The organism is Oceanobacillus bengalensis, assembly GCF_003628445.1.
Classification (GTDB): domain Bacteria; phylum Bacillota; class Bacilli; order Bacillales; family Amphibacillaceae; genus Oceanobacillus; species Oceanobacillus bengalensis.
The window spans coordinates 36,053-63,043 of sequence record NZ_RBZO01000021.1 but is presented as its reverse complement, the minus strand read 5'-3'; the positions used below and the strand labels follow the sequence as shown (position 1 = coordinate 63,043).

Below are 26,991 nucleotides of genomic sequence, written 5' to 3'. Positions count from 1 at the left end.
ATTTAATCTTTTGTAAAAGCTTCGAAATTTGTTGAGAATAGGTGTGCCAATTCTTCTGTTGGCGATATGTATTGTTTTGCGCGATTTATTGCAATCGGTCCTTCGTTGAATCCACCAGCTATTAACCCTAATTTATTCGTGTAGTTTGCGATATCACCAATGGCAAAAATTCCTGGAATCGATGTTGACATAGAATCATCAACGAGAATGGTGCCGTCCTTCATATGCATTCCCCATTCAGCAATCGGGCCGAGATTAATGTGAAATCCGTGATTAACGATGAGATTATCGAGTTCGATTTCCTTTTGAAGGTCTGTTCCAACTTCTTTAATAATTGCACCAGATAGTTGACCATTTTCTTCCTTTAATTCGGTAAGTTCATAGGGTGTAAGGACATCGACAGAAGATTGCATCATTTTCGTGATGTTACTTTCAATTCCAGAAAAAGCAGATTTCCGATAAATCAATGTTACTTTTTCAGCAATCGGTTCCAGTTCATTCGCCCAATCAACCGCACTATTTCCACCGCCAGATATAAGAACGTGTTTTCCTTTATAATTAGATAAACGTTTGATAGCGTAATGAATGCTATTTTCTTCAAACTTCTCAGCGTTCGGTAAATTTAGTTTGACAGATTTCAATGTACCAAATCCAGTAGCAAGAATAATTGATTTTGTATAATGTTTAGCACCTGTATTACTTGTAAGCCTAAATGTACCATCTTCTAACTTTTCAAGGTGCATTACTTGTTCATTCAGCACGACTGTAGGTTCAAATGTCATTGCTTGTCGGGTAAGGTTATCGGTTAGTTTTTCCCCAGAGAGTTGTGGAAGTCCACCAATATCGCGGATGATTTTCTCTGGGTAGAAATAGGAAACCTTTCCACCTAGGTATGGCAGGTATTCAATAATTTTCGTTTTCATTTCCCGCATACCACTGTAGAAGGCGGTAAACAAGCCAACAGGCCCACCACCAATAATCGTTACATCATATATCTCCATTTTCATAGAAAATCCTCCTTGTGTTACTTGGTTTTCATTAGTAAGTAAACAAAATATGGTGCACTTAATATCGATACAACTATTCCAACAGGGATTTGAGTTGGTGCTAGTATGTTCTTTCCAATGGTGTCTGCTGCAATTAAAAGTAATGCCCCAATGAGTGTCGATATTGGAATAATATATTGATGTAGTGGACCAATAATTTTCCTTGCAATATGTGGAACAATTAACCCTAAGAAAGCAATTGCACCACCTGCAGCAACTGATGCTCCGGCGAGTGCTACGGCAATAAATAGTAATGTACGTCTATCCTTTTCAACATCTGAACCTAGGCCGGATGCGAGGTCATCTCCGAGTGTTAATACATTTAATGTACTTGCCTTATGGAGAGCGATTGGAATAAGCAAAATAATCCAAGGTAGCAACGAGAGTACAGCGCTCCAATTAGCATTCCAAATATCACCCGAGAGCCAAATGGTTGCTTGTCTATAATTCTGTGGATCCATTTTTAATTGAAAAATAGTAATGAATGCACTAAAAGCTGCATTGATACCAATACCAACAAGGACGAGTCGAATCGGGTTTACTCCTTTTTTCCACGCCAGTACATAGATTAGAAAGGCGGCAAACATAGCTCCCAACAATGCGGCAATTGGCATAATAAAAACAGACAATGTACTATTAACTGGCAGACTTCCTTGGAAAAAGAAGATAAATAACACGACTGCAAAACCTGCACCGGTGTTGATTCCCATAATGCCTGGATCTGCAAGCTCATTTTGAGTAATACCTTGTAAGATGACACCGGAAATAGCTAATCCTGCCCCAATTAGGATTGCCAATATAATTCCTGGTAAACGGAATTCAAATAGAACAAGCTCTTGCCGGTCCGAGCCATTTTGGAAAAGGGTATCCATTACCTCTTTTGGTGTAATATTAATGACTCCTGTACTTAGACTAATAAAGAACATGATAATAATTAGTGCAAGCAGGAGCATGATAAACCAAAAAAACTTTTTTTGTTTCTTCTTGTTACTTTGTGTCATTTTACGCCACCTCCACTGCTTCGTGCTAAGTATAGAAAGAAAGGTACACCAATAAGTGAGGTGATAGCACCAACCGGTGTCTCAAATGGTGCATTAATTAACCTAGAAACGATATCAGATAATACAAGTAAAAGAGCACCAAAGATTGCAGATGATGGAATAATCCATTTGTAATCTGTTCCCATAATAAAACGCGTAATATGTGGAACGATAAGACCAACGAAGCCGATTGCTCCTGCAATGGAAACGGCAGCGCCAGTTAGGATGAGAATTGCTATGACACTTAGCGCTTTAATGCGTACATTGTTTTGCCCCAAATTTGTTGCCATGTCATCCCCCAAGCTAAGGATCGTGATGGATTTCCCTATAGAAAAGGAAATTGCTAAACCGATGATTCCTGCAAGAAAAAGTATTTTTACTGATGTCCAATTTGTTCCAGCAAGCCCACCAGCAAGCCAAAATCCCATCTCCTTTTCCAATTGAAAATGTAAGGAAAAAATGGATGAAATGGATCGTAGCATGGTACCAATGGCAACACCAGCTAATGCTAATTTAATTGGAGTTAGTCCACCAGAAGAAAAGGATCCTATCATAAAGATAAGCGTAACAGCCAATCCTGCACCTACAAAAGAAGCAATTGTTGTTCCAAAATTAGTTACTGCTGGAAAAAAGGCAAGCATTAAAACTAGTGCAAAGGCAGCACCATCCGTAACCCCCATAATAGAAGGGGAAGCAAGAGGATTTCGAGTTATTCCTTGCATCATAGCTCCTGAAACAGCTAAAAAGGCGCCGACTAAAGCAGCTGAAAGTGCACGTGGCAATCGTAATTCCTGTACAACTTGGTGTGACGTTACATCAGCCTCAAAAGAAAAGACAGCCTGCCATACTGTCTCAAGTGGAATAGCTGTTGTACCATAGGAGATGGATACAGCAATTGCGATGATAAGAGCTACTATTGCAATCGTATTAATTATCATTTTGAGTTTAGTTGAATGTTTAATCATCGTTAACATTATTCTTTTTCTCCTATTGTCTAAGATTATAAAAATGGATTGACTTTATAAATGAAAATGATTATCATTATCGTAAATTGTATCATAAAGGAGAGACTAGTTTGAATACATATTTTAGTAATCGTAATCTTTTTTTAACCGCTATCATTAGCATTCTTGTGCTATTAGCAGCCTGCGGAGATAATAATACACCTTCTGAGCAAGAATCGGAAACGGAAAGTACGGAGGAACCTTCTGAAATTGTAATCGATTCTGCGATGGGTGAAGTAACAATCCCAGCAGGTGCTAAAAAAATTCTCGCTCCATTTCATGAGGATGCTTTGCTCGCGCTTGGTGTGACACCAGTTGCGAAATGGGCAATTGGTGAAATGCTGCAATACCATCTTGAATCAGAACTAGAGGAACTTCCTAAAATAGAATGGAATATGCCGCTAGAACAAGTGCTTAGCTATGAACCAGACCTTATTATATTAGAAAATAGCATGGATAGCTATGAAGGAACATATGATGATTATAACAAAATTGCACCAACTTATGTCATGACAGAAGAAACAACGGGTGATTGGCGAAAACAAATTGAAGTATTTAGCAAGTTGCTAGGGAAAGAAGAAGCAGCTGAAAAAGCATTAAATGATTATGAAGAAAAAGTTGCGAGTGCTAGCGAAGAAATAAAGAATGTTATTGGTGACGAAACAGTAGCTGCAATGTGGGTTACGGGTGATCAATTTTTCCTATTTGAGAAAAATCGTCATACAGCCGATATGTTTTACGGAGAATTAGGTATTAACTATCCAAAGCTCGTTGAAGAATTGGGTGATGCTGAAGTACAATGGAACCCAATTTCGATTGAAAAACTATCAGAGCTCGATGCTGATCATGTATTCTTACTTGCGGAAGAAGGTGAGCAAGGTATCGAAACATTAGAAAATAGTTCGGTATGGCAAAGTACATCAGCGGTTGAAAATGGAAATGTGTATATATTGAATGATACGAGCAGTTGGACGAATACAGGACTGATTGCTTCAGAGCTTACGATTGATGCCATGTTAAATACATTAGTGAAGTAAAAAATAATGCTGTCTTCATAAAAAGGCAGCATTTTCTCTAGACGTCACTGCTAACTAATTGAAAATTGCTATCATTGACTAATCGTCAAAAAGCAAATACAATGTAGATAAAGATGTCGGTGAAATGGTGGGCTTTTCAGGAATTCACCTAACTATTAGGAGGCGAGGTCATGGGATCATTAACAGCGAATGATTTAACATTGGGATTTGGAGATAATATTATTATTGATGATATCAACCTAGTCGTTCCTGAAGGCAAAATCACCGTTTTAATTGGTGCGAATGGCTGTGGAAAGTCTACTATCTTACGTTCATTGGCACGTTTGTTGAAGCCAAAGAATGGTAATGTCGTATTAAATGGTGAAGATATTGCAAAAATGAAGACAAAAGAAATTGCAAAAAATCTAGCCATTTTACCGCAAAGTCCAATCACTCCTGAAGGGTTAACGGTAAACGAATTGGTGAAACAAGGTAGACACCCATATCGCGGATTCACAAAGAAGTGGTCAAAAGAAGATGATGAGGCTGTTTATAAAGCACTTGAGGTTACCAATTTACTACCATTAAAAGATAGATTAGTTGATTCATTGTCTGGTGGTCAAAGGCAGCGTACGTGGATTGCCTTAACATTGGCCCAACAAACGGATCTCCTTTTATTAGATGAACCAACAACGTATTTAGATTTAACACATCAAATAGATGTTCTTGATTTATTATTTGATTTAAATGAGAAGGATGGACGTACGATTGTTATGGTGTTGCATGATTTGAATTTGGCTAGCAGGTATGCACATCATATTATCGCAGTGAAAGATAGGAAGATTCACGCTCATGGGAAACCAGAGGATATTATTACGAGCGATTTAGTCCACGAAGTTTTTCAAATGAAATGCAGTGTTGCTTGTGATCCTTTGTTCGGAACACCAATGTGTATCCCTTTTGGCAAGGGCCGTTGTGTTTTAAATAGTCTTAGTTGAAGGATTGGAAATAAACTAGTATTAAGCGATGTGTGCTTAATGCTAGTTTTTTTGTTGTGTTGTTATATGTATAAATTGTGGACTTACTTAATTTAGGATAGTCTTAAACATGCCGTTACGGAAACACACTTCACCATTTCCGCGGGCGGCTGGTGAGCCTTCTCCGTGCTAACGCACTACGTAGTCTCACCTAGGCCTGTCCTCCCGCAGGAGCCTACGTGTGTTTCCTCGACTGGGTTTAAGTTACTAACCCTTATCTCCTGGGATACGGAAAATCAAGAGCATAGTACTACTACCTCACTAGTCTGGGTGAGTGGAGGGCGGTGAATCCTACGGGAATAGCAAGTGTCCGAAGACCCCGCAGCGGCGTTTTTTCCGCGAGGAGGATCGGGCCTTGCCGCATGGAAAGCATCCGCCCCATATTCCCGGACGGCGAGATTTCCTCCGATTTAAGAAAATCTGAATGAAGTTAGTTTGAAGTTTACATCAACTACGAATTGAATTTTCAATAACTGAGTGAAAAAACGCCTATATTAATACTGTTAAATAGCAACAAAAAAAGAGGTACAATTCGTTCATGAATTGTACCTCTTTTTGGTAGCTGGAAAAAATGCGCTTATTAAATAATATCCAACGCATTTAAAAACACAATAACAATCGTTATCGGTACAAGAAAACGGATGAGCAATAGCCAAGTTTGGTATGCCCCATTAGAGAACTGATTTGCACTGAGGAATTCATCTTTAACTAGTGTTTGCTCCATCTTAAATCCAACAAACAAGGCAATGAATAGGCAACCAGCAGGTAGCATGATATTACTTACAAGGTAATCCGTCGCATCGAAAATAGTTAATCCGAGTATTTTAAAGTCTGCGAGCACATTGGAAGAGAGTGCTGCAGGGATTCCTGCAATAAATACAAATACGCCAGAAATGATGGCGACTTTTTTACGTGAACGATTTTTCTTATTTGTGAATGCAGAAGTAATAATTTCTAGCATACTGAAAGAAGAAGTTAAAACAGCAAATAAAAACAATAGTAAAAATAAACTTAAGAAGACCTCACCAAAAGGCATCATACTAAATGCTTCGGGCAGTACGATAAATAATAATCCAGGTCCTTCTGCTGGCTCAAGTCCGAATGCAAACACTACTGGGAAAATCGCAAGCCCTGCTAACAAGGAAACAAAGATATTCATAATGGAAACAGACCCCGCAGCTGCGGGTAAACTAACGTCCTTCTTTAAATACGAACTGTATGTCACCATAACAGAAATTCCAACCGCTAATGAAAAGAAGGATTGTCCTAAAGCGTATAGTATACTTTCCGTCGTTAGTTGTGAAAAATCGGGTTGGAGAAAGAAACGGATTCCATCCATCGCCCCTTCAAAGGTTATAGCTCGAATGACGAGTACTATAAAGAATACAAAAAGCAATGGCATTAATAGTTTACTAGCTTTTTCAATCCCATTTTGAATACCGAATGACACAACGATAATGTTGATGACTATAAATAATGCTAAACCTAATATAGTGATAAGTGGGTTACCTGTAATTTGTCCAAAAAGTTCTGGATAATTTGCACCCTCTTTTATAATTAGTCCTGGAATAGAGAGGATGCTATAGATAAGAACCCAACCTCCTACAACGCTATAGAAGGACATCAGTAAGAATGCTCCTAATACTCCCCAATGACCAATGAATGACCAAATCCGTTTTGGCGCAAGGGTTTGGTAAGCACTAACAGCCTCTTTTCCAGAGCCTCTACCGATGATGAATTCGGCAATTAAGATAGGTAGGCCAATAATGATGGTGAAGGCAATAAATAATAAAAAGAAAGCTCCTCCGCCATTCATCCCTGTCATATAGGGGAACTTCCAAATGGCACCTAACCCAATTGCTGCCCCAGCTGATGATAAAATAAATCCTATTTTTGATGACCATTGTTGTTTTTTTGGTTGCATATTCTAATCCCTTCTAAGATGAAAATGATTTTCTTAGTATAACACAACTACAGGTATATGTAAGGGGCATGGAAAATAGAATAATGTGAGGAGTTATAACTGTAAGGTTTTTTTTATAATTGTAGAATGGAAATGGACTTTCGAAAGATTCATGAAAGGAGATAAGATGATGAAAATCGGTGTATTAGGCTCAGGTCTAATGGGAAAAGAAGCGGCAAGAGATTTAATAGCAAGTAAAGCCGTAACGGCCGTTGGATTGGCTGATATTGATTTTAACAGAGCTCAAAACATTTGTAGCGGGTTTAAGTCTTCCAAAATTACTGCACATCGAGTAAATGCGCATAATATCAATGAGTTGGAAGCATTTATAAAGCAATATGACGTTATTATTAATGCGTTGTTTTATTCCTTTAATGAAATTGTAGCAAAAACAGCGATTAAAGTTGGAGTAAGTTCCATTGATCTTGGTGGACATATTGGACATATTACGGATAAGGTTTTAGCTCTTTATGATGATGCAAAAAGTGCAAACGTTACAATCATCCCTGATTTAGGTGTAGCACCAGGAATGATAAATATATTGTCAGGCTATGGTGCAAGTAAGTTGGATAATCCACAGCTTGTTAAATTATTTGTTGGGGGAATTCCAGTTAGACCAGAGCCGCCATTAGAATATAATCATGTTTTTTCCATGGAAGGTGTTTTCGACCATTACACAGACCCATCCTTAATTATTCGGAATGGAATGAAACAAGAAATTCCCTCTCTGTCAGAAGTTGAGACGGTACACTTTGAGAAATTTGGACCTTTAGAGGCTTTCCACACGTCTGGAGGTACTTCAACACTATCCATCTCTTATCCTGATTTAGAAACACTAGAATATAAGACGATTCGCTATCCAGGGCATGCTGAAAAGTTTAAACTGCTTGTAGATCTAAATTTAACGCGTAAAGACTATTCCGTAAATGTGAATGGCAATGATATAAATCCTCGTGAGGTATTGCTGAAAGTGCTTGATCCAGTCGTAGAACTTGGGAAAAAGGATGATGTTGTTTTATTAAGAGTCATTGTTTCAGGGGAAAAGGATGGTAAAGTACATTCCTATCAATATGAAATGGCTACGTATAAAGAAAAGGATACACAGGTGACGGCAATGGCAAGAGCAACAGCAAACACAATTTCAGTAGTTGCACAAATGATAGGAAATGGCATAATAAAAGATAAAGGAGTTTATCCACCAGAACAAGTTGTACCAGGAGATATTTATATTAAAGAAATGGCAAAAAGAGGCGTTATTATTCAAGAGAAAAACAATTAACACCACTATACATCTTGCATCAAACAATGAATCTAGTAATGGTAGAAAGGTCTGAGTATGATGAATACAGTATTTATAGCAGGGCATGCACGTCTGCCGCAAGGGATGGCTGCAAGAAGCATGTATGAAACATTAACAATAACTGCGGAGATTGATAAAAAGTACGGTGTGATTGTTGCTGCTAATTGTACATTAGCAACCGAACACGGTAGGGATTTCGTAGAGCGATTGCTTCGAGGTTATAGTTTGCGTGAGGGAATTGAGCAGCCAGCGAAAGTAATCCAGGAGCATTATTTAGGGAAGGCTGGGAATGCATTGAACTCCGCTTTAAAGGACTTGTATAAGCAGTATGAGGAAAAGAAGGACTGAAGGTATTAGTATAAAGATAGAAAGGGATCCATGATGGGCGTAACGGGTTCCGTTAACGATTAAAAATGACCACCGATATGGTGGTCATTTTTTGTTGATGGAGGATTTTCCTTACATAGCCCAAGTTAATTTAATATCAAAAAATCCAAATTTGGTGTAAAATTATTCGATAATTAAATCGTTTAAGAGGAGAGGGAATTATGGAAATATTCGAGTCTGAAATTAAAGATTTAGAGGGCGTATCACATTTATTTAATTTGTATCGGATGTTCTATCAACAAGAATCTGATCTAGAAGGTGCGAGGGCTTACATAGAAAAGCGTATAGAAAGCAAGGATTCTGTTATATTTGTCGTGAAAGACAAACAATATTATGCCGGCTTTACGCAACTTTATCCGACATTTTCATCTATATCTATGAAAAGAGCGTGGATTTTAAATGACTTATATGTTGATCCAGAAGCGAGAAATCAAGGGGTAGGAGAAATGCTCTTACAAAAAGCAAAAGAATTTGCAATGGAAGCAGGAGCAAACAGCCTTAGCCTCAGTACAGCACCGAATAACTTCTCTGCGCAACGATTATATGAAAAAAGTGGATACAAAAGGGATTCTGAATTTTATCATTATGAGTTAGATTTAGCTGAATAGCCTTTTGACGTGAATTATCGTAATTGAATATATAGATGGGGTGTACGAAGTGGGGATATTTGAAGTGAAGGTGTCTAAAATTAATGAAAACATCCGAATCGAGTGGCAATTAAGTAAAATAGATATACCATTATCTAATATTTGCGATGTTGTTAATGATGACACTTATGGTGGAGAAGAAAAATCAGCTTTCAGGATAGGCAATCCTTATGGACACACAGACAGAGTGGTAATCAAAACAAAAGCAGAAACGTATATACTTTATACAAGTATAGGAGGTTTAAAAGACAGAATTTTATCTTATATGGATTAAGTTATTTAATTAAATCTCTATTGCTTGAACACTAGAAATATTAGAACGTTATTACGATAGTTCTTTTTCGTTTTTAGACGATTGTAAAGTGGAATTTATTAGGCAGGAGTGAATCTCTTGATACTCTTTGCAGAAATTTTACGTGCGATTTCTATATCGGTTTTAGTTATTTGTTCCTCTTTTTATTTTCGATATTTGGACAAAACTAGGAAACAAAGAAAACTTTCAACCTTTGAATTTGCAATGTACCTCACTATTCAGGGTGCTTTTTTGCTATTTGCGGTCAGCTTACTGATTTTTTACATTTTTTAACTGATATCTTTAATTAACCTAGAAATTAAAACATTTGTGGAGGGAATTTATGAAGTTCGTACTTATATTTGGACCACAAGCAGTTGGTAAAATGACAGTAGGGCAGGAAGTAGAAAAAATAACGGATTTGAAGCTGTTTCACAACCATATGACTATAGAATTACTCGAGCCATTTTTAGGATTTAGTCCAGAAATGTGGAAATTGTCCAATCTATTTAGGGAAGAAATCTTTAAGGCAGTCGCTAACAGTGAAATGGCAGGAATGATATTCACCTATGTTTGGGCATTTGATCAACAAGAGGATTGGGACTATGTAGACAAGGTCTGTGAAATCTTTGAAGCCAAAGGTGCAAGTATTTATTTTGTTGAATTAGAAGTGGATCTTGACGAGAGACTTGAAAGGAATAAAAGTCCGCATCGACTAGAACACAAGCCTACAAAAAGAAACGTTGATTGGTCAGAAAAGGAACTTAAGAAGACGATGGAAGAATATAGATTGAACTCCTATGAGGGTGAAGTTAAAAGAGACAACTACATAAAAATAAATAATACGAAATTAAGTGCCATAGAAGTTGCTAAAATAATCTCAGAAAGATTTAATTTGTAATCTGTGTTGTAAGATTATTGCTACAGGATAAATAAAACCGTGTAATTTACTTAGATGAAGTAAATAATATTTACTAAATTACAAAAGGAGTGTGCTCATATTGGTAGGAGTAGAAGTTGATTTGGTTGTTTCAGATTGTTTAAAGGCGTTTGAATTATACGAAAAGATATTTGATATTGAACGTGTTGAGGTTTCAGATTTACCCAAAGGTGAAAATGAAGCGGTTTTTACCCTTTATGGCGTACGATTTCATATGTTGGATGAAAATCCAGAATTCCAGTTGATAGCTCCGACCCAAGATGACCCTAAAACAATTTGGTTTAACGTCTCTGTCCCTGATATCAAGGAAACATACCAGGAGGCAATGCGTTTGGGGTTTACAGAGATACAAGCCGTTACTGAGTTACCTGATTACGGAATATCAAATGCGATATTTATGGACTCTTTTGGCTATGTATGGATGCTTCACCAAATACATAGAGTAGTGAGTCATGAAGAACGTATACGGCTTTGGGAAGAAAAAAAGGGTGAATAGCAGTGTGGGTATTATCCTGAAAAATAGCATCTAATAATTAGTACCAATTTGCACCGTGGTAATTTCGCGGTGCAAATTGGTATGTGTAAGTTAATAATGTTTTATCTCAGGATATAATGTTTTATCTCAGGATATAATGTTTTATCTCAGGATATAATGTTTTATCTCAGGATATAATGTTTTATCTCAGGATATAATGTTTTATCTCAGGATATAATGTTTTATCTCGGGATATAATTCCTTATCACAGGATAAAATCTCTTATCTCGGGATATAATGTTTTATCTCAGGATAAAATGTCTTATCTCGGGATATAATTCCTTATCTCAGGATAAAATGTCTTATCTCGGGATATAACCTCTTATCTCAGGATAAAATGTCTTATCTCGGGATATAATTCCTTATCTCAGGATATAATTCCTTATCTCGGGATATAACCTCTTATCTCGGGATATAATTTCTTATCTCAGGATAAAATCTCTTATCTCAGGATAAAATCTTTTATCTCAGGATATACGCACCACACACCATATCCTACTTTGCTAGCTCTGTTGCTTGACCATCCCAAGCTGGTAGCATTTTGTTCAAAGGTTTGTCTGTTCGATATCCGAGAACATATTCTGCTTGCATAATGGTGTGAACTTCACGTGTTCCCTCATAAATGACAGGAGCTTTCGAATTACGCAGGTAGCGTTCAACTGGATACTCATCAGAATAACCATAAGCCCCATGCACTTGAACAGCATCGTTTGCTGCCTCATTCGCAAAATCACATGCTTGCCATTTTGCAAGAGAGGTTTCTCTTGTGTTGCGTTTTCCTTGATTTTTTAATTCGCCTGCACGATAAACGAGTAAACGACTCATTTGTAGGCCTGCTTCCATTTTTGCTATCATTTGCTGTACAAGTTGATGGCGACCAATTTCCTTTCCAAATGTTTCTCTTTCATGACTGTATTTTACACTTGCCTCAAGACATGCCATGATTTGCCCAACTGCCCCAGCAGCAACAGTGAAGCGGCCATTGTCAAGTGCTGCCATAGCAATCTTGAAACCTTCTCCTTCGTTCCCGAGAAGATTCTCTTTTGGTACTTTCACATTTTCAAAGAATATTTCTCCAGTATTACCTGAACGAATCCCGAGTTTTCCTTTAATTGCTTTAGAAGAGAAACCTTCGAAAGCGCGTTCCACGATGAATGCGGATATTCCTTTATGTCTTTCGGAGCGGTCACCAGTATAGGCAAATACGATGAAATTATCTGCAAAGTCACAAAGAGAAATCCACGTTTTTTGGCCATTTAATACATAATAATCTCCGTGATCTACGGCAGTTGTTTGGAGGGCTGCGACATCAGATCCAGCACCAGGTTCTGTAAGACCAAATGCTCCAATTTTTTCACCCTTTGCTTGTGGAGCAAGGTATTTTTGCTTTTGTTCTTCTGTACCCCATTGTAGAAGTGTCATGCTATTAAGCCCTGTGTGAACAGAAACGGCTGTACGGAAGGCTGTATCACCACGTTCTAATTCTTCACAAACAATGGCAAGTGAATTATAGTCCATTCCTGCACCACCATATTCCTCGGGGATACAAACACCCATTAGCCCTAATTCGGCCAATTTTGGAAAGACATCTGGATCAAACTTACCCTCGCGATCCCAATCTGCAATGTGTGGCATGATTTCCTTATCTGTAAAATCTCTTACTGTTTTTCTTAGCATTGCTTGTTCTTCTGAGAATTCAAAGTTCATTCTTATCGACTCCTTATTTATCATTTATATTTTTTAATTTAGAAAAAATTTCTTTATTATGTTCTCCTGGATCAGGCGGATGTGCATTTAATTTAACGGGTGTTCTTGATAATTTAATCGGGCTACCAACCATTTTAATAGGACCTGCAGTTGGATGGTCTGCCTCAAGAAACATATTTCTAGCTTGTAATTGTGGATCGTTTATTACTTGCTCGATATTCTGGATAGGTCCACATGGAATATTATTCTCATTACATTTTCCTTGCCAAAATGCAGTCGTTTTGGTTGAAAAAATATCCTGTAATAATGGAACGAGTTGCTCCCTATTTTTAACCCTAGCTGGATTCGTCCTGAATTTACTGTTTTCACTAATCTCTGGTTTTTCCATCATTCTACATAGGTTTTTGAATTGGTTATCATTTCCTACTGCAATAACCATTTCGCCATCTAATGTTTTGAATGTCTGATATGGTACAATATTCGCGTGCTTATTCCCAAGTGGCTTCGGAACTGCGCCTGACATAAGGTAATTACTACCAACATTAACAAGTGAACTAACAGCAGAATCATATAGAGAGATATCAATTTTTTGGCCAATATCTGATTGCGTTCTTTCAAGTAAAGCGGCTTGAATTCCAATCGTTGCATAAAGACCTGTTAAAATATCGGTAATAGCAACGCCTACTTTTTGTGGTCCAGATGTTTCATCCCCCGTAATACTCATTAGTCCACTCATTGCTTGAATAATAAAGTCATATCCGGGCATATCTTTGTAAGGACCAGTTTCACCAAATCCAGTGATGGAGCAATAAACAATTTTCGGATTCAGTTTCGAAAGTGTGTCATAGCTAAGGCCTAATCGTTCCATTGTTCCAGTTTTGAAATTGTTAATCACGACGTCGCTATCTTGAATGAGTTCTTTAATGATTTTTATGCCTTCCTTTGATTTTAAATCAACGGTAATGCTTTTTTTATTTCGATTGGCACAGAGATAATATGCACTTACATCATGTTGAAAAGGTGGTCCCCAAAAACGTGTTTCATCACTTCCGCCAGGTGCTTCTACTTTAATAACCTCAGCGCCTAAATCACCGAGAATCATCGTACAATATGGACCTGCAAGTACCCTTGATAAATCAAGTACTCTAATATTCGAAAGAGCTAAAGACATTTTCTCACTCCTCTCTAATCAAAAGTGCAAGTGCCCGTATAGCGACGTATGGAGGTGAGGGAAGTCGCGCTAGTCGCTGGGCACTGAAATAATCCATGCTGTAACAAAAAAATAGCCAGTTCAAAGTAATCACAGACAAACTGCAATTAAAATTGAACTGGCTCTCAACTGTCGGGACAAACCTGGAAAGGGAATCTGAACAGTTTAGACAGTAATTTTATAATCGTGTGAACGTGGAGTGCGCTTTAACACGATTTGAATTATTTTGATTATAACGTATTTTTAGTTTGTTGTAAACGTTTCCTTTGTAAAATTAAAAAAATATTAATTTGCCAACATAAATCAGATACTGATCATTTCTAGAGTTACATATAAGATTCGGGCTTACAAACGAATAAAGTACTCGGTTGAAATACGAAGGGACCAGAATATCAGTTAAAAGTCAAAGGGTTAAAAAGTAAAAAAAAAGAAAACTACACCTTCAATTGTTAGATTGTGTTATACAATTTGGGTGCAGTTCGGTTTCAAGCGTTTTTGCATGTTAATTCGTTTGTTAATTGTGCTGTTTTTGATGTGTATTTATAGGCTACTATTTCGCATTTTTCCACGTAGTCTGAACGAATCAGTTTTTACTTCGCAGCCTTTTCTAGTTTGTTAATCATTTGTAGTGCTCTCCCAGTACCGATTGCAACAGATTCAAGAGGGTTTGGTGCAAGATGAACGGGAACATTAAGTTCATTTGCAAGCCATTCTTGGATCCCCTTCAGTAATGCCCCGCCGCCTGTAATGACGATACCATGATTAACGATATCTCCACTTAACTCAGGAGGACATTCTTCTAGAGTTGCTCGTACTGTATCCAGAATTTGTTCCAGTGATTCTTTTATCGCTGTATAAATCTCCTTTGAAGTAACGGTGATTGTTTGGGGAAGGCCAGTAACCATATCACGTCCGCGTATTTCCATTGTTACTTCTTTATGGTTTGGATGTGCATAACCAATTTCCATTTTAATATTTTCAGCGGTGCGCTCGCCAATCAAGACGTTATAATGTTTACGGATATGTTGAATAATTTCCTCATCTAATTTATCTCCACCAACACGCACGGAATTACAAGCGACAATCCCACCGAATGAAATAATACCAACCTCAGAAGTTCCGCCACCAATATCCACGACAACATTCGCGATAGGCTCGTCAACAGGTAAATCCGCTCCAATAGCTGCTGCAACAGGTTCTTCAATTAGGTGAACTTGTTTTGCACCGTAACTGGTAACGGCATTATGGATTGCCCTTCGTTCGACAGATGTACTTCCAGAGGGAGTACAAACAATGACAGTCGGTTTTCTCGTAGAAATACCAGCCTTTTTACTTACTTTCTTTAATAAAGCCTTTAACATTTGTGCGGTTACATCATAATCAGCAATGACACCATCTCTTAATGGTCTTATTGGTATGATATTTCTAGGTGTTTTCCCGATCATTTCTTTTGCCTCAGTACCAACTGCTACGACTTGTTTCGTATGGATATCGATTGCCACTACGGAAGGCTCGTTCAATACGATGCCTTTCGATTTAGAATAGATTAAAATATTTGCAGTACCTAAATCGATACCTATTTCTGCGTTAGAAAACATAATTACTTCCTCCAATGATGTCAATTGTTAAAACAGCTATTTCAATTTTATAGTAAAAGTAATTCTACATTAATATGTCTACTTTTGTTATTATATATAAAATTAACCTACGTAGCGCTTTCAAATCAAGTAACATTTTATTTACAAAATTACCTAGATTGTAATATACGAGGTATTTTCAGATGTTGTCAATAGTATTTTCGTTGAGTTTTTTCCCATACCAGAGTAATTTTACCAATCTAACTTAATTTTGGATATTCTGTTGTGTTGATACACAAAGGTTCTTCGTGTAAATCAATCTTTATTAATATAGATGGAAATCCCTTCCAAAATTATTACAAGAATTCCGTGCTATGATATTCCTGCAAGGCAAACAGCAAACTTTTCACAATAATGTTTAAAGGAGAGGAAACAAAAATGTTGAAAAAAATAGGAATGGTTACTGCACTATCAACAGCATTGATATTCGGGGGAGCATTTCAATCGGCAGATGCATCAGCTGATGTTAATCATTCAGATGTATCCTATAAAATCTATTACTCTATTAATGGTGAAAATGGGAACTTTTCGAGTGGCAATATAGACGATGATAAAATTTATAACTTGGTGAATCAGATAATGAATCGATACCAAATTGATTGGAAGAATCCATTCAGCGAGCAACTAACAGAACAAGCTGTACCTAATGAGCAGAAAGAAGAGAAAGTAGAAAATCCAGTAGAAAAGGAAACCGTTGTGGAAGAACCGGTTAAACAGAAGCCAGTTGAAGAAATACCAGTAGTCGAGAAGCCAGTTGAACAACCAAAAGCGGAAGCACCTGTTCAGCAACCTGTACAAGAAAAAACAGAACCAACAGAAAAGAATCAGCAAGTTTCTCAGTTAAGTCAATTTGAGCAAGAGGTAGTAGAATTAACAAACCAAGAAAGAGCAAAATACGGTTTATCTGCTTTAGAAATTGATACAGAACTAAGTAAAGTTGCCCGTGAAAAATCAAATGATATGGCTGTAAATAATTATTTTGACCATAATAGTCCTGTTTATGGGTCGCCATTTGATATGATGCAAAGCTTTGGCATTTCTTATAACACAGCAGGTGAGAACATTGCTAAAGGTCAAAGAACACCTGCCGAAGTAGTAAATGCATGGATGAATAGTGAAGGACACCGTGCTAACATTCTAAATGGTAACTTTACCCATATTGGTGTAGGTTATGTTGAGAATGGAAATATCTGGACACAACAATTTATCGGCAAATAGTTCATATTAAACTGCATCCTACTTGTTTGACACGATCGAACAAGTAGAGGTGCAGTTTTTCTATGGCTAAATATAAAGGTGATGTAGACTGAATCTCTCGTTTGTTTCTACTAACCAGTACATATCATTATAATATTTTTATCAGGGTCACTAATGTTAAAATAAGCGAAATCATCGAATTGAATGATACTTGATTCTACTTGAAGACCTAACTTCTTAACATAAGCAAGAGATTGTTCAATATCATGTGTATGAAAATTAAACAATGGATACTTAGAAGGAACTATTTCTTTCTTATAACCTATTGGACCTGCATCCAAAGTTAGACCGGTGTAATGAGTAATACTTAAGTTATGAACAGGTTTGGATACTGTCGTTAAATCAATTGTCTGATTGAGTAATTGACTATACCATTTAACCGATTTCTCTAAATCGCTTACGTGAACAAAAATAGTGTTAATTTGGTTTTTGATTGGGCTACTCATTCTTTCGATTCTCCTCCTTTTTACTTACTTCCTAAAAATATTACATATTTTATTTTATCAGAAAAGTGGAAAATATAAATTGGATATGCAATTATATCGTACTTTATATTTATTGCGTTCCTTTGTATAATTAAATAGTTAATGAAAGGAGTCATCACATGATTCGCACAGTAGGAATTTACTTATACGCAGGATTGCTTGTTATTTGTACGGTATTTAAATTACAGAGAACAAAAAATAGATTAAAAAATCATCCAGCAACGATAACAGATGAAGAAGTGTTTGTTACGCCAAAAACTGTATCCCGAAAGGTTATTGAAAAGACAGGAACAACGGTTGAAGTAAAAGGCCAGGAGAAACTGCCTGAAGGGGCTGCTTTATTTGTTGCTAACCATCAAGGTTTATTTGATATATTGGCATTGCTCGGATACTTAGGAAAACCAATTGGATTTATTGCTAAAAAGGAGATTAAAAAGCTGCCAATCATCAGCAAGTGGATGGAACTCGTCTATTGTGTGTTTATTGACCGGTCTGATAGGAGACAATCAATGAAGGCAATTAATAGAGGTATTGATTATTTAAAAGCAGGGCATTCCATCGTGATTTTTCCTGAGGGAACGAGGGGAGAAGGTCGAGAAATTAATGAATTTAAACCTGGTAGTTTCAGATTAGGCCTTAAATCGAATGTCCCAATTGTTCCTGTTACTATTGATGGAACCTATCAAATGTTGGAAGGTTCAAACGGAAGGATTACTCCCTCGGCAATTACATTGTCAATTCATGATCCAATCTATCCTGAAACGTATACGGATATGAAAAGTGGAGAGGTTGCTTCAAAAGTACAAGCAATTATAGAAAATAGCTTAGTAGAATATGATATAGATACAAAAGAATTAGAGGTAGTAAGAACATGATAAGAGAAAAGAAGAGATAAGGACCTGTTAGTTGTCTTATCTCTTTTTTGTAGGATTATTTCAAATAAAGAAAGAAAAGATATTAGAGATGGCAAAAGTTACAGTTGGAAAGGATAATGATGTCGATACCCTTTATCGCTAACTAGCCTTTTCACAAAATCACAACAAGAACGACTCGATTATGTAGATATTCAAGGTAAGCTATGGAAGAAGATTTGCCTTCGTTTCTCATGCAATTTTTAACTGAATTTATACATACTATTATTAAGTGAGGTGGTTACCTTGGTACAAGGTGCTGTAAATCGAAATACAAAATTAACGGAAGAATGGCTTCAAAATTATGTGGATGACTGGGTAAGTTTTTACCATCGTCAAACAGAGGAAGGTGAGGTAGCCTCATACATACCGATTCTAAAAGAAGCGGACAAGAATCATCTTGGTATATCCATTATTAGTAAAAATGGAATAAACATTCACTCAGGAAATGTTGATATTCCTTTTACAATACAAAGTATTTCAAAGGTTTTTATGTTTATTGTGGCATGTATGGAAAGAGGTATTCCGTACGTACTCGATCGTGTAGATGTGGAACCAACTGGTGAAGCATTCAATTCCATCATGCATTTGGAAATGAGACAGGTTAAAAAACCTTTCAACCCACTTGTAAACGCTGGTGCAATAACGGTAACATCCATGCTTTATGGGGATACATCTGATCAAAAGCTGGAAGCCCTATTTCAATTATTTGAGCGTATGTTAGGTTTCAGGCCCAAATTAAATAAAGATGTTTACGAATCAGAGAGTGAAACCTCTGTAAGGAATCGTGCAATTGGCTATTATTTGGTAGAGTTGGGTTTCCTGGAGTCAGAACTTGAATTAACATTAGAAACGTATTTTAAACAATGTTCCATTGAAATAGCTACAAGAGATTTAGCACAAATGGGGATGATTTTAGCGAATGATGGAGAAGACCCAAAGACAGGATTGGAGATCATACCGAGACAGGTAGCGCGCCTAGCTAAAGCTTTAATGTTAACGTGCGGGATGTATGAAGCTTCAGGGAAATTTGCAGCATATGTAGGTATACCAGCAAAGAGTGGGGTTTCAGGTGGAATCGTTGCTGTAGCTCCACCAAGAATTAGGGAAGATGATTTACCATTTCTTGAAGGATGTGGAATTGGTGTTTATGGGCCAGCATTAGATAAGCAGGGGAATAGTGTTGCTGGAATACGATTACTTAGACATATTGCAAAACAATGGGATTTAAGTATTTTTTAAGGAGGGCGAGGAGATGTGTGGACGTTACACGTTATTAGCGGATGAATTAGAAATCTTACACGAGTTCGATATCGAGCACCCAATTGATTCCTATCACACCAGTTTTAATATCGCACCTGGACAAAATGTATTAGCGATTATTCATAATGGAAAAGAAAAGCGTGCGGGTTTTCTTCGTTGGGGGCTTGTCCCTTCATGGGCGAAGGATGAGAAAATTGGCTATAAAATGATTAATGCAAGAAGCGAAACAGCACATGAGAAGCCAAGCTTTAAACGACTAATGACACAAAAACGATGTTTAATTATTGCAGATAGTTTCTACGAATGGCAAAAAAATGATGGACAAAAGCAACCAAAACGAATAAGTCTTCAAAATAGAAAAGTATTTGCATTCGCAGGGCTTTGGGATAAGTGGGTAGATAAGGATAAAACCTTATTTACATGTACTGTTTTAACGAAAGAGGCTAATCCATTTATGCAGGAAATTCATCATCGCATGCCAATCATTTTACCAAAGGAAAGAGAAGATGAGTGGATTGCACCTGTGAAATTTAGGCCGGAGGAAGCAAATGCATTTTTACGTTCGGTTGAGACAGAGGAAATGACGGCCTATGATGTTGGTGATTATGTGAATGCAGCAAAAAATAACGATGAAATGTGTATTAAGCCGATTGCATAAATTAAGGAGGCATTATCCGAAAAGTGGATAATGCCTTGTTCTTTATGCGGACGTTACTCTTTCTGCTTTCGCCTTTTCTTTCTCTTCTCTAGCAACTTTCATAAATTTCTTTGTCTCGTATACGACTACTCCAGATAGTCCTAGTAAGCCGATTATATTAGGGATAGCCATTAATGCGTTCATTATATCAGCAATTCCCCATACGATATCCAATGTTTCAACAGCACCGTAGAATACAGCCAATACAAAGACTACACGATAATATGGAACCGCTTTGTCACTTAATAAATAGCTAAAACACTTTTCGCCGTAATATGACCAGCCGACAAGTGTCGAATAGGCAAATAATACAATTGCTATGGTAACGAGGTAACCACCAGTATCACCTAAGAAGTGGGTAAAGGATATATTGGTTAATGTGCCACTGTCTACATTTGCTCCTGCGTATAAGTTAGCCATAACGATGGTAATCCCTGTAATTGAGCAGACAATGATTGTATCTAGAAATACTTGTGTCATGGATACGAGTGCTTGACGTGCAGGATAATCCGTTTTTGCAGCAGCTGCTGCAATTGGAGCAGAACCAAGACCTGCTTCATTGGAGAACACACCACGTGCAACTCCCCAGCGGATTACGGATCCAAGTAATCCACCACCAGCAGCTTGTGCTGTGAAAGCGTCTGAGAAGATCAATCCAATAGCTGCTGGTAGTAATTCAATATTCATTACAATAATTACAAGTCCTGCTAGGATATAAAATAATGCCATAATTGGGACGAATAAAGCAGTAACCCTTCCAATACTTTTGATTCCACCTAAGATTACTAATCCTGTAAATACGGTAAGAACAATACCAGTTAGCCAAGTTGGTACATTGAACGATTCATTAAGGGCAGAAGATACAGCATTCGATTGCACCATATTCCCGATACCGAAAGCGGCTATTGCACCGAAAAGAGCAAAAAGTATAGCCAACCATTTTTGTTTCAAACCTCTTTCAATATAATACATTGGGCCGCCTGACATTTGGCCCTTACTGTTGATAACACGATATTTTACCGCTAACAATGCTTCTGAGTATTTCGTTGCCATTCCAAGCAATGCGGTAATCCACATCCATAAAATTGCACCAGGTCCCCCGAGTACAACAGCGGTTGCAACCCCAATGATATTTCCAGTACCGACCGTAGCAGCCATAGCAGTCGATAATGCTTCATAGTGGCTGATATCACCTTTCGATTCCTTGTCTTGGCGTTTCGGACTAAAGGCTAATTTTAACGCATAAGGTAATGTCTTAAATTGCATAAACCCTAGTCGAAATGATAAGTACAGCCCAGCGCCAACAATTAGTATTAAGGTTGGAGGTCCCCAGACAAAGCTGCCGACTTTTTCAATAAGCTCTTCCATGTTTTTTCCCCCTTCTTAGCATGATTTATATTCTATATATTAAAATATTGCTAAAATAATATAAAAATGTCAAGTAAAATTCTAAACTTTCTAAATTAACGGCATATAATATCTATTGTTTTATTCAGGGAACATCATATTTTTGCTTATCGTGTTATAAATTGCTTATAATAGAATTAAAAGACATAAGGGGATTTCGTATGATTCGTATTCTTTTTGTTTGTTTAGGAAATATATGCAGGTCACCAATGGCAGAGGCTATATTTCGTGATTTGGTGAAAAAGGAGAATCTTTCTGATAAAATGATAGTGGATTCTAGTGGACTAGGGGGCTGGCATGTTGGAAATACACCACATCAAGGCACAAGAGGTATCTTAGAACGCGAAGGAATCTCATATGAAGGGATTGTTGCAAGGCAGATTAGGGAAAAGGATTGGGATGATTTTGATTATATCATTGCAGGTGGATGAACAGAACATAGAAGAATTAAAAGCTTTAAGGAGCACAAAAGAAGGGTTTATCGTTGCAAAATTAATGGATTTTGTCGAAAATAGTAATGAAAAGGATGTACCTGATCCATACTATACAGGTAATTTTAATTACACGTATGAGTTGGTTTCAGAAGGATGCAGGCAATTATTAAATTATATTAAAAAGCAACATTCACTTACATAGAATAAAGGAGAGATTATTTTGGGTAGAAGTAGGTTAATTGTAGGTACTGTAATTGGAGCAGCAGTTGGAGCAGTTGTAGCATTATGTGATAAGGATACGAGAGAATATGCGAAACTTAAATTGAATGATGCGAAGACTAGTTCAGCTTATTACATAAAGCATCCATCAGAAGCAATAGAAAATGTTCGACAGACGATGGATAAACTAAATCAAAATATTTCTAGTGGAGCGGATAATGCAATTAATGCATTGGAACAAGTAGAAGATACGATTGAAAAATTAACGAATAAAAACTAGAAAATAGATATAAGTTAGCTACATAACGAAGTAAAAAAATCGACATAAAGTCGATTTTTTTACTAATTAGGATTGTAGGAGCGAGTTTTGTGAATAATATCATGGGTTTTGGCAAGCTTTTATATAAACGAATTGATGACGTCGATATTTTTGGATTAGCCGCACAATTAGCCTATTTTTTCCTGTTATCTTTGTTTCCCTTTCTTTTATTCTTGCTTAATTTAATTGGTTATCTTCCAATAGATTCAAACATGGTTATAGAATTTATTGGTAATTACGCACCAAAGGAAATCATGGAGTTAATTAATACAAACATAAACCAATTGTTGAATGAGCAAAATGGTGGCTTATTATCCATTGGTATTATCGGAACGGTTTGGGCAGCGTCAAATGCGGTCAATGCAATCATGAAGGCATTTAACCGAGCGTATGAGATAGAAGAAAGTCGTTCATTTTTAGTCGCACGACTCATTGCAATTGTCCTAACAATTGCGATGGTACTTGTTATTATCGTCTCTTTATTACTTCCGATATTTGGTAGAATTATTGGGGAATATATTTTTTCGCTTTTCGGACTATCAGCAGGATTTCTGCAAGTTTGGGATGCAATGCGATGGGTTATTTCAACAATCGTATTCTTCATTGTTTTACTAGCGCTGTATAAATTGGCTCCAAATAAAAGGATCTATCTTAAAAATGCTGTTTGGGGTGCCATGTTAGGGACTGTATTATGGCAAATCGTTGCATATGGTTTTTCTTTTTATGTATCGGCAATTGCAAATTATTCTGCTAAATATGGTAGCCTGGGAACAGTTATTGTGCTTATGATTTGGTTTTATCTTTTTGGATTAATTATTATATTTGGTGGTGTTGTTAATGCTACTATCCGTCAATATAAGGAGCTAAAAAAGTGATGGTGTGGCTCTCGCTTACATGTATTAATGTTATGTGCTATCATTCGCTGCGACAGAATACTTCGCTTTCCGCGGGCATGCCTCAAGCCTCCCCACGGAAAGCGAAGTGTATTGCTAGAACGACGTATTTAGGGAAATTCTGAATTAAGTTTATATGCTTAACCCACTAATGAAAATAGTTTTAAAAAAATCTTTTAGAGAAGTTGCACGGTTAGTAGTTCCGATTCTTTATTATAATAGAATTCACTAAGGTCATCTGACTCAAATATTTCAAGCATTTTATCAAAGTCATTAGCTAGTTTATATTTGTAGAGGTTTTCTCTTTTTAACCAAAACACATTTCCTTCTTCTGAGGATGTAAGTTTGCCTTCAAATTTATTTGTTTTGTAAAAAAGGACTATGTAACGTTCATCCTCCGTTGTTTGAAATTGTTTCACACCGCAAAGTAAAGGTGACTTAATGGTTAAACCAGTCTCTTCATATACTTCGCGTATTACGGAATGCGAGAAAGATTCCCCCTTGTCCACATGGCCTCCTGGAAATGTAATGCCGGACCAGTTTGGATTCAATCTATCTTGTACAAGAATTCTTCCATTGTCATCATAAATCATACACATGTTTGTTAATATAACTTTTTCACTTCTGCCCATAAGTCCCATCCTTATTTTTAAAATGGTTGTTTTCGTAAGGTTTGCTGCTCTTAATTTTTTGTAGTTGATAGATAGTGTAGACTATTTGAATTCAAGCAATTAAGCTCTCGCTTACACTTATGATTGGTTTATGTCGTCATTCGCTGCGGCAGAATACTTCGCTTTCCACGGGCACGGCCTCAGCCCCCTCAGACGCAAAGAACGCTTCTTCCTGGTCTTCGGACACGTGCTGTTCCCGTAGGAGTCTTCGTATTCTGCCTCCGCTATGATACCTGCTCTAGATATTTTTATAGTTATAGTCCATATAATCACGTTTCGGACAGTTGTTTTCTGTAAAAAACAGCATATTTCTAATTTTAGACAAGTAGAGCAGGCACCTTAGTGGAGGAAAGACACGTAGACTCTTTGAAAAAGAAAATCACTTTTTCTGCGTGCGAAGCAAATGCTGACGAAGCTTTCCCTGTTCTGCGGGAGGATAGGCCTAGGTGAGACTACGTAGTGCGTTAGCACGAAGAAGGCTCACCAGCCGCCCGTGGAAAGCGAAGTGTGTTTCCGGAATGATGTGTTTTGCACAATACTGAATTAAATAGATCCGAAGTCTATACAAATAGTGTACACAATCTTTTAGAAAACAGCCTAAATTGTTTATTTCATTATAACAAAAACTCGCCTGTTTAGAGACGAGTTTTACCAACTATTTTAAAAGTCGCAGTCCATTTAATATTACTAAAATCGTACTTCCTTCATGTCCGATGACACCAAGTGGTAGGTCTAATATTTGTACGTAGTTTGTAAGTATAAGTATAAAAATGACACTTAAAGAAAAGATAACATTTTGTTTTACAATCCGATTCATTCGATTAGAAAGGGATATTGAATTGGTTATTTTAGATAAATCACTTTTCATAAGAACGACATCCGCTGTTTCTAACGCGACATCGGTTCCTTCGCCCATGGCTATACCAACAGAAGCACTTGCTAAGGCAGGGGCATCATTTATCCCATCACCAACCATTGCAATACTATCGTATTTATTTCGAAGTGCTTTTACATGTTCCACTTTCTCTTGTGGCAGGCAGTCTGCGATATAATCGTCAATCCCCGCTTCTTCTGCAACTGCTTTTGCCGTAATTTCATTATCCCCAGTGAGCATAACAGTATGGATGCCAAGATTCTTTAACTTCATAATTGCTGCCTTCGTTGTATCACGTACGGTATCTTTTAGAGCAAACACAGCAACAATGTCATCTTGCCTTTTTACAAAGACTACCGTTTTTCCTTCTGAAGCCAATTTTCCAGCAACTCCGTCTAAAAAGCTATTAGCATGTTCCATTCCAACAAAATCAGGTTTTCCGATTTCCCACTTTTTCTGATCAACAAATGCAGTGACACCATTTCCGCTAATATTCTTCATGCCGAAGACTTCGATTGGCTGGTTTGTATCCGTGTTTTCATTGCTATAGGTCGTGAGTGCCTGTGCTAATGGATGAGTTGATTCACTTTCGATAGCTCCAACAACACAAGTAATATAATCTCTATCAACATCCTTTTTAAAGTAAGCATCAGTTACTTTGGGTTTTCCATTTGTTAATGTCCCAGTTTTGTCTAAAGCAATTGCCTTAATATTACTTAGGTTCTCCATATGAATTCCACCTTTGAAAAGAACCCCTTTTTTAGCGGCATTGGAGATGGCAGACAAGGTAGCAGGTGAAATGGATGCAACAAGTGCACATGGAGAAGCGACAACCAGAAGCACCATTGCGCGGTAAATACTCTCAGAAAGTGACCAACCAAAGACAAGATATGGTAAAAACATCATAATTGCTACTACTATTAGAACGATATTTACATAAATGGCTTCAAATCGCTCGATAAAAAGTTGTGAGGGTGATTTTTCTTCTTGTGCATTCTGAACCATTTGAATAATTTTTTGAAATAATGTTTCGGTTGGTTTTGTTGTAATCTTAATGGTTAATGATCCATCAAGTGCGACCGTACCAGCATAAACTTCCGAATTTCTTACTTTATTAACGGGCATGGATTCCCCTGTAATCGCACTTTCATCAATGGAAGAGGAACCTTTGGTAATGATTCCATCTGCTGGAATTCTTTCTCCAGCACGTACAAGAATGATATCATCTATTTTTAATGATGAAACAGGGACGATGCTTTCCTTGCCACCTTCGATTAACAAGGCCTCTTCAGGCTGTAGTTCCATTAAGGAAGAGATGGCTTTGTTACTTTTATTGGTAGTGTATGTTTCCAATGCACCTGATAAAGCAAAAATAAAGATTAAGATAGCCCCTTCTGTCCAGTAACCAATTGCAACAGAGCCTATTGCTGCAAAAATCATGAGCATTTCTACATTTAAACGTTTGGATCGAATGGTTTCCGTTATGCCTTCCTTCGCTTTGGCAAATCCTCCAATACCAAATGTGACTAGATAGAGGACGACCCACATTGATTCAGATAGGTTATTTTCGAATAGCCAAGTGAATAATATTAGAAGACCACTGAATAATGCTGCAATTAACTCAATATGTTCTTTGCCTTTTAACAGAAAGTTACTTGACGGACCGTTCTTTGGATGGTGACTTTCTATTGTGCTCGTAGTCATGATTTATCCCTCCATTTACTAAATCTAATAATAATTAATATTTATTTATAATAATTATTAATAAGTATTTATTATTATATTAACATGGATGGTAAA

At 37.1% G+C, this 26,991-nt stretch carries 25 protein-coding genes and 1 pseudogene; 15 read left to right on the top strand and 11 right to left on the bottom strand.

Features of this window, described 5'->3' with window-relative positions:
* Nucleotides 1-2 precede the first annotated feature (2 nt).
* From D8M05_RS13350 to D8M05_RS13340, 3 genes are read right to left on the bottom strand one after another with little or no spacing between them, the layout of a single operon-like run.
* Nucleotides 3-1,007, bottom strand: coding sequence for an NAD(P)/FAD-dependent oxidoreductase (locus D8M05_RS13350; RefSeq protein WP_121132620.1), 1,005 nt, complete (start codon nucleotides 1,005-1,007; stop codon nucleotides 3-5).
* A 17-nt stretch (nucleotides 1,008-1,024) separates the two neighbouring features.
* Complete coding sequence (locus D8M05_RS13345; protein WP_121132618.1) at nucleotides 1,025-2,047, bottom strand: FecCD family ABC transporter permease; 1,023 nt, start codon at nucleotides 2,045-2,047, stop codon at nucleotides 1,025-1,027.
* A complete protein-coding gene (locus D8M05_RS13340; RefSeq protein WP_121132616.1) occupies nucleotides 2,044-3,060 on the bottom strand; it encodes a FecCD family ABC transporter permease in 1,017 nt (338 codons plus the stop codon). Before D8M05_RS13340 ends, D8M05_RS13345 begins: the two co-directional genes overlap by 4 nt.
* Before the next feature lie 101 nt (nucleotides 3,061-3,161).
* Between D8M05_RS13340 and D8M05_RS13335 the strand changes: the two genes are divergently transcribed.
* Together D8M05_RS13335 and D8M05_RS13330 are read left to right on the top strand one after the other, a co-directional pair.
* Nucleotides 3,162-4,127, top strand: a complete 966-nt coding sequence (locus D8M05_RS13335) for an iron-hydroxamate ABC transporter substrate-binding protein (protein ID WP_121132614.1) — start codon at nucleotides 3,162-3,164, stop codon at nucleotides 4,125-4,127.
* 170 nt (nucleotides 4,128-4,297) lie between these two features.
* Nucleotides 4,298-5,104, top strand: coding sequence for an ABC transporter ATP-binding protein (locus tag D8M05_RS13330; protein ID WP_121132612.1), 807 nt, complete (start codon nucleotides 4,298-4,300; stop codon nucleotides 5,102-5,104).
* Between the two features lie 619 nt (nucleotides 5,105-5,723).
* Here the strand turns inward: D8M05_RS13330 and D8M05_RS13325 are convergent.
* Entirely contained in the window at nucleotides 5,724-7,067 is a 1,344-nt protein-coding gene (locus D8M05_RS13325; RefSeq protein ID WP_121132610.1) for a sodium-dependent transporter, read from the bottom strand.
* A gap of 169 nt (nucleotides 7,068-7,236) precedes the next feature.
* Here D8M05_RS13325 and D8M05_RS13320 point away from each other — a divergent pair, with 169 nt between their 5' ends.
* The 6 genes from D8M05_RS13320 (at nucleotide 7,237) to D8M05_RS13290 (ending at nucleotide 11,168) form a co-directional block, all read left to right on the top strand.
* Nucleotides 7,237-8,385: a saccharopine dehydrogenase family protein gene (locus D8M05_RS13320; RefSeq protein ID WP_121132609.1), complete on the top strand. Its 1,149-nt coding sequence runs from the start codon at nucleotides 7,237-7,239 to the stop codon at nucleotides 8,383-8,385.
* Nucleotides 8,386-8,445: 60 nt separating this feature from the next.
* On the top strand, nucleotides 8,446-8,754 hold the full coding sequence (locus tag D8M05_RS13315) for a DUF3870 domain-containing protein (protein ID WP_121132646.1): 309 nt from the start codon (nucleotides 8,446-8,448) through the stop codon (nucleotides 8,752-8,754).
* 200 nt (nucleotides 8,755-8,954) lie between these two features.
* Complete coding sequence (locus D8M05_RS13310; protein ID WP_121132607.1) at nucleotides 8,955-9,401, top strand: GNAT family N-acetyltransferase; 447 nt, start codon at nucleotides 8,955-8,957, stop codon at nucleotides 9,399-9,401.
* Between the two features lie 49 nt (nucleotides 9,402-9,450).
* A complete protein-coding gene (locus D8M05_RS13305) occupies nucleotides 9,451-9,714 on the top strand; it encodes a SunI/YnzG family protein (RefSeq protein WP_379543451.1) in 264 nt (87 codons plus the stop codon).
* A gap of 361 nt (nucleotides 9,715-10,075) precedes the next feature.
* Entirely contained in the window at nucleotides 10,076-10,633 is a 558-nt protein-coding gene (locus D8M05_RS13295) for a DEAD/DEAH box helicase family protein (protein ID WP_121132603.1), read from the top strand.
* 100 nt (nucleotides 10,634-10,733) lie between these two features.
* Nucleotides 10,734-11,168 (top strand): VOC family protein, encoded by a 435-nt coding sequence (locus tag D8M05_RS13290; RefSeq protein WP_121132601.1) that lies wholly within the window; start codon nucleotides 10,734-10,736, stop codon nucleotides 11,166-11,168.
* A 534-nt stretch (nucleotides 11,169-11,702) separates the two neighbouring features.
* Here D8M05_RS13290 and D8M05_RS13285 read toward each other — a convergent pair.
* From D8M05_RS13285 to mreBH, 3 genes are all read right to left on the bottom strand, one after another.
* On the bottom strand, nucleotides 11,703-12,914 hold the full coding sequence (locus tag D8M05_RS13285) for an acyl-CoA dehydrogenase family protein (protein WP_121132599.1): 1,212 nt from the start codon (nucleotides 12,912-12,914) through the stop codon (nucleotides 11,703-11,705).
* Between the two features lie 13 nt (nucleotides 12,915-12,927).
* Nucleotides 12,928-14,085, bottom strand: coding sequence for a CaiB/BaiF CoA transferase family protein (locus D8M05_RS13280; protein ID WP_121132597.1), 1,158 nt, complete (start codon nucleotides 14,083-14,085; stop codon nucleotides 12,928-12,930).
* A gap of 629 nt (nucleotides 14,086-14,714) precedes the next feature.
* Nucleotides 14,715-15,722, bottom strand: coding sequence for a rod-share determining protein MreBH (gene mreBH / locus D8M05_RS13275; protein ID WP_121132595.1), 1,008 nt, complete (start codon nucleotides 15,720-15,722; stop codon nucleotides 14,715-14,717).
* Nucleotides 15,723-16,139: 417 nt separating this feature from the next.
* Between mreBH and D8M05_RS13270 the strand changes: the two genes are divergently transcribed.
* Complete coding sequence (locus tag D8M05_RS13270) at nucleotides 16,140-16,979, top strand: CAP domain-containing protein (RefSeq protein ID WP_121132593.1); 840 nt, start codon at nucleotides 16,140-16,142, stop codon at nucleotides 16,977-16,979.
* A 110-nt stretch (nucleotides 16,980-17,089) separates the two neighbouring features.
* Here D8M05_RS13270 and D8M05_RS13265 read toward each other — a convergent pair whose 3' ends face one another.
* Nucleotides 17,090-17,464 carry a VOC family protein gene (locus tag D8M05_RS13265; protein WP_121132591.1) on the bottom strand — a complete coding sequence of 125 codons (375 nt, stop codon included), beginning with the start codon at nucleotides 17,462-17,464 and terminating at the stop codon, nucleotides 17,090-17,092.
* A gap of 158 nt (nucleotides 17,465-17,622) precedes the next feature.
* Between D8M05_RS13265 and D8M05_RS13260 the strand changes: the two genes are divergently transcribed.
* The 3 genes from D8M05_RS13260 to D8M05_RS13250 all read left to right on the top strand — a co-directional run bounded on the left by D8M05_RS13260 (nucleotide 17,623) and on the right by D8M05_RS13250 (nucleotide 20,335).
* Entirely contained in the window at nucleotides 17,623-18,378 is a 756-nt protein-coding gene (locus D8M05_RS13260) for a lysophospholipid acyltransferase family protein (protein ID WP_121132589.1), read from the top strand.
* Between the two features lie 282 nt (nucleotides 18,379-18,660).
* Nucleotides 18,661-19,656, top strand: coding sequence for a glutaminase (locus D8M05_RS13255; RefSeq protein ID WP_121132587.1), 996 nt, complete (start codon nucleotides 18,661-18,663; stop codon nucleotides 19,654-19,656).
* 13 nt (nucleotides 19,657-19,669) lie between these two features.
* The gene (locus tag D8M05_RS13250; protein WP_121132585.1) at nucleotides 19,670-20,335 is read left to right on the top strand and encodes an SOS response-associated peptidase; all 666 of its coding nucleotides are present in this window, start codon (nucleotides 19,670-19,672) and stop codon (nucleotides 20,333-20,335) included.
* A gap of 42 nt (nucleotides 20,336-20,377) precedes the next feature.
* Here D8M05_RS13250 and D8M05_RS13245 read toward each other — a convergent pair whose 3' ends face one another.
* Nucleotides 20,378-21,742 carry an alanine/glycine:cation symporter family protein gene (locus tag D8M05_RS13245; RefSeq protein ID WP_121132584.1) on the bottom strand — a complete coding sequence of 455 codons (1,365 nt, stop codon included), beginning with the start codon at nucleotides 21,740-21,742 and terminating at the stop codon, nucleotides 20,378-20,380.
* A 200-nt stretch (nucleotides 21,743-21,942) separates the two neighbouring features.
* On the opposite strand from D8M05_RS13245, the pseudogene D8M05_RS13240 reads away from it, so the two are divergent.
* From D8M05_RS13240 to D8M05_RS13230, 3 genes and pseudogenes are all read left to right on the top strand, one after another.
* Nucleotides 21,943-22,417, top strand: a pseudogene (locus D8M05_RS13240) (low molecular weight protein-tyrosine-phosphatase).
* A gap of 18 nt (nucleotides 22,418-22,435) precedes the next feature.
* Entirely contained in the window at nucleotides 22,436-22,714 is a 279-nt protein-coding gene (locus D8M05_RS13235; RefSeq protein WP_121132582.1) for a YtxH domain-containing protein, read from the top strand.
* An 89-nt stretch (nucleotides 22,715-22,803) separates the two neighbouring features.
* Nucleotides 22,804-23,628, top strand: a complete 825-nt coding sequence (locus D8M05_RS13230) for a YihY/virulence factor BrkB family protein (RefSeq protein WP_245985360.1) — start codon at nucleotides 22,804-22,806, stop codon at nucleotides 23,626-23,628.
* 194 nt (nucleotides 23,629-23,822) lie between these two features.
* Here D8M05_RS13230 and D8M05_RS13225 read toward each other — a convergent pair whose 3' ends face one another.
* Together D8M05_RS13225 and D8M05_RS13220 are read right to left on the bottom strand one after the other, a co-directional pair.
* The gene (locus D8M05_RS13225) at nucleotides 23,823-24,278 is read right to left on the bottom strand and encodes an 8-oxo-dGTP diphosphatase (protein ID WP_121132581.1); all 456 of its coding nucleotides are present in this window, start codon (nucleotides 24,276-24,278) and stop codon (nucleotides 23,823-23,825) included.
* A gap of 694 nt (nucleotides 24,279-24,972) precedes the next feature.
* Nucleotides 24,973-26,895 (bottom strand): heavy metal translocating P-type ATPase, encoded by a 1,923-nt coding sequence (locus D8M05_RS13220; RefSeq protein ID WP_121132579.1) that lies wholly within the window; start codon nucleotides 26,893-26,895, stop codon nucleotides 24,973-24,975.
* Nucleotides 26,896-26,991 lie beyond the last annotated feature (96 nt).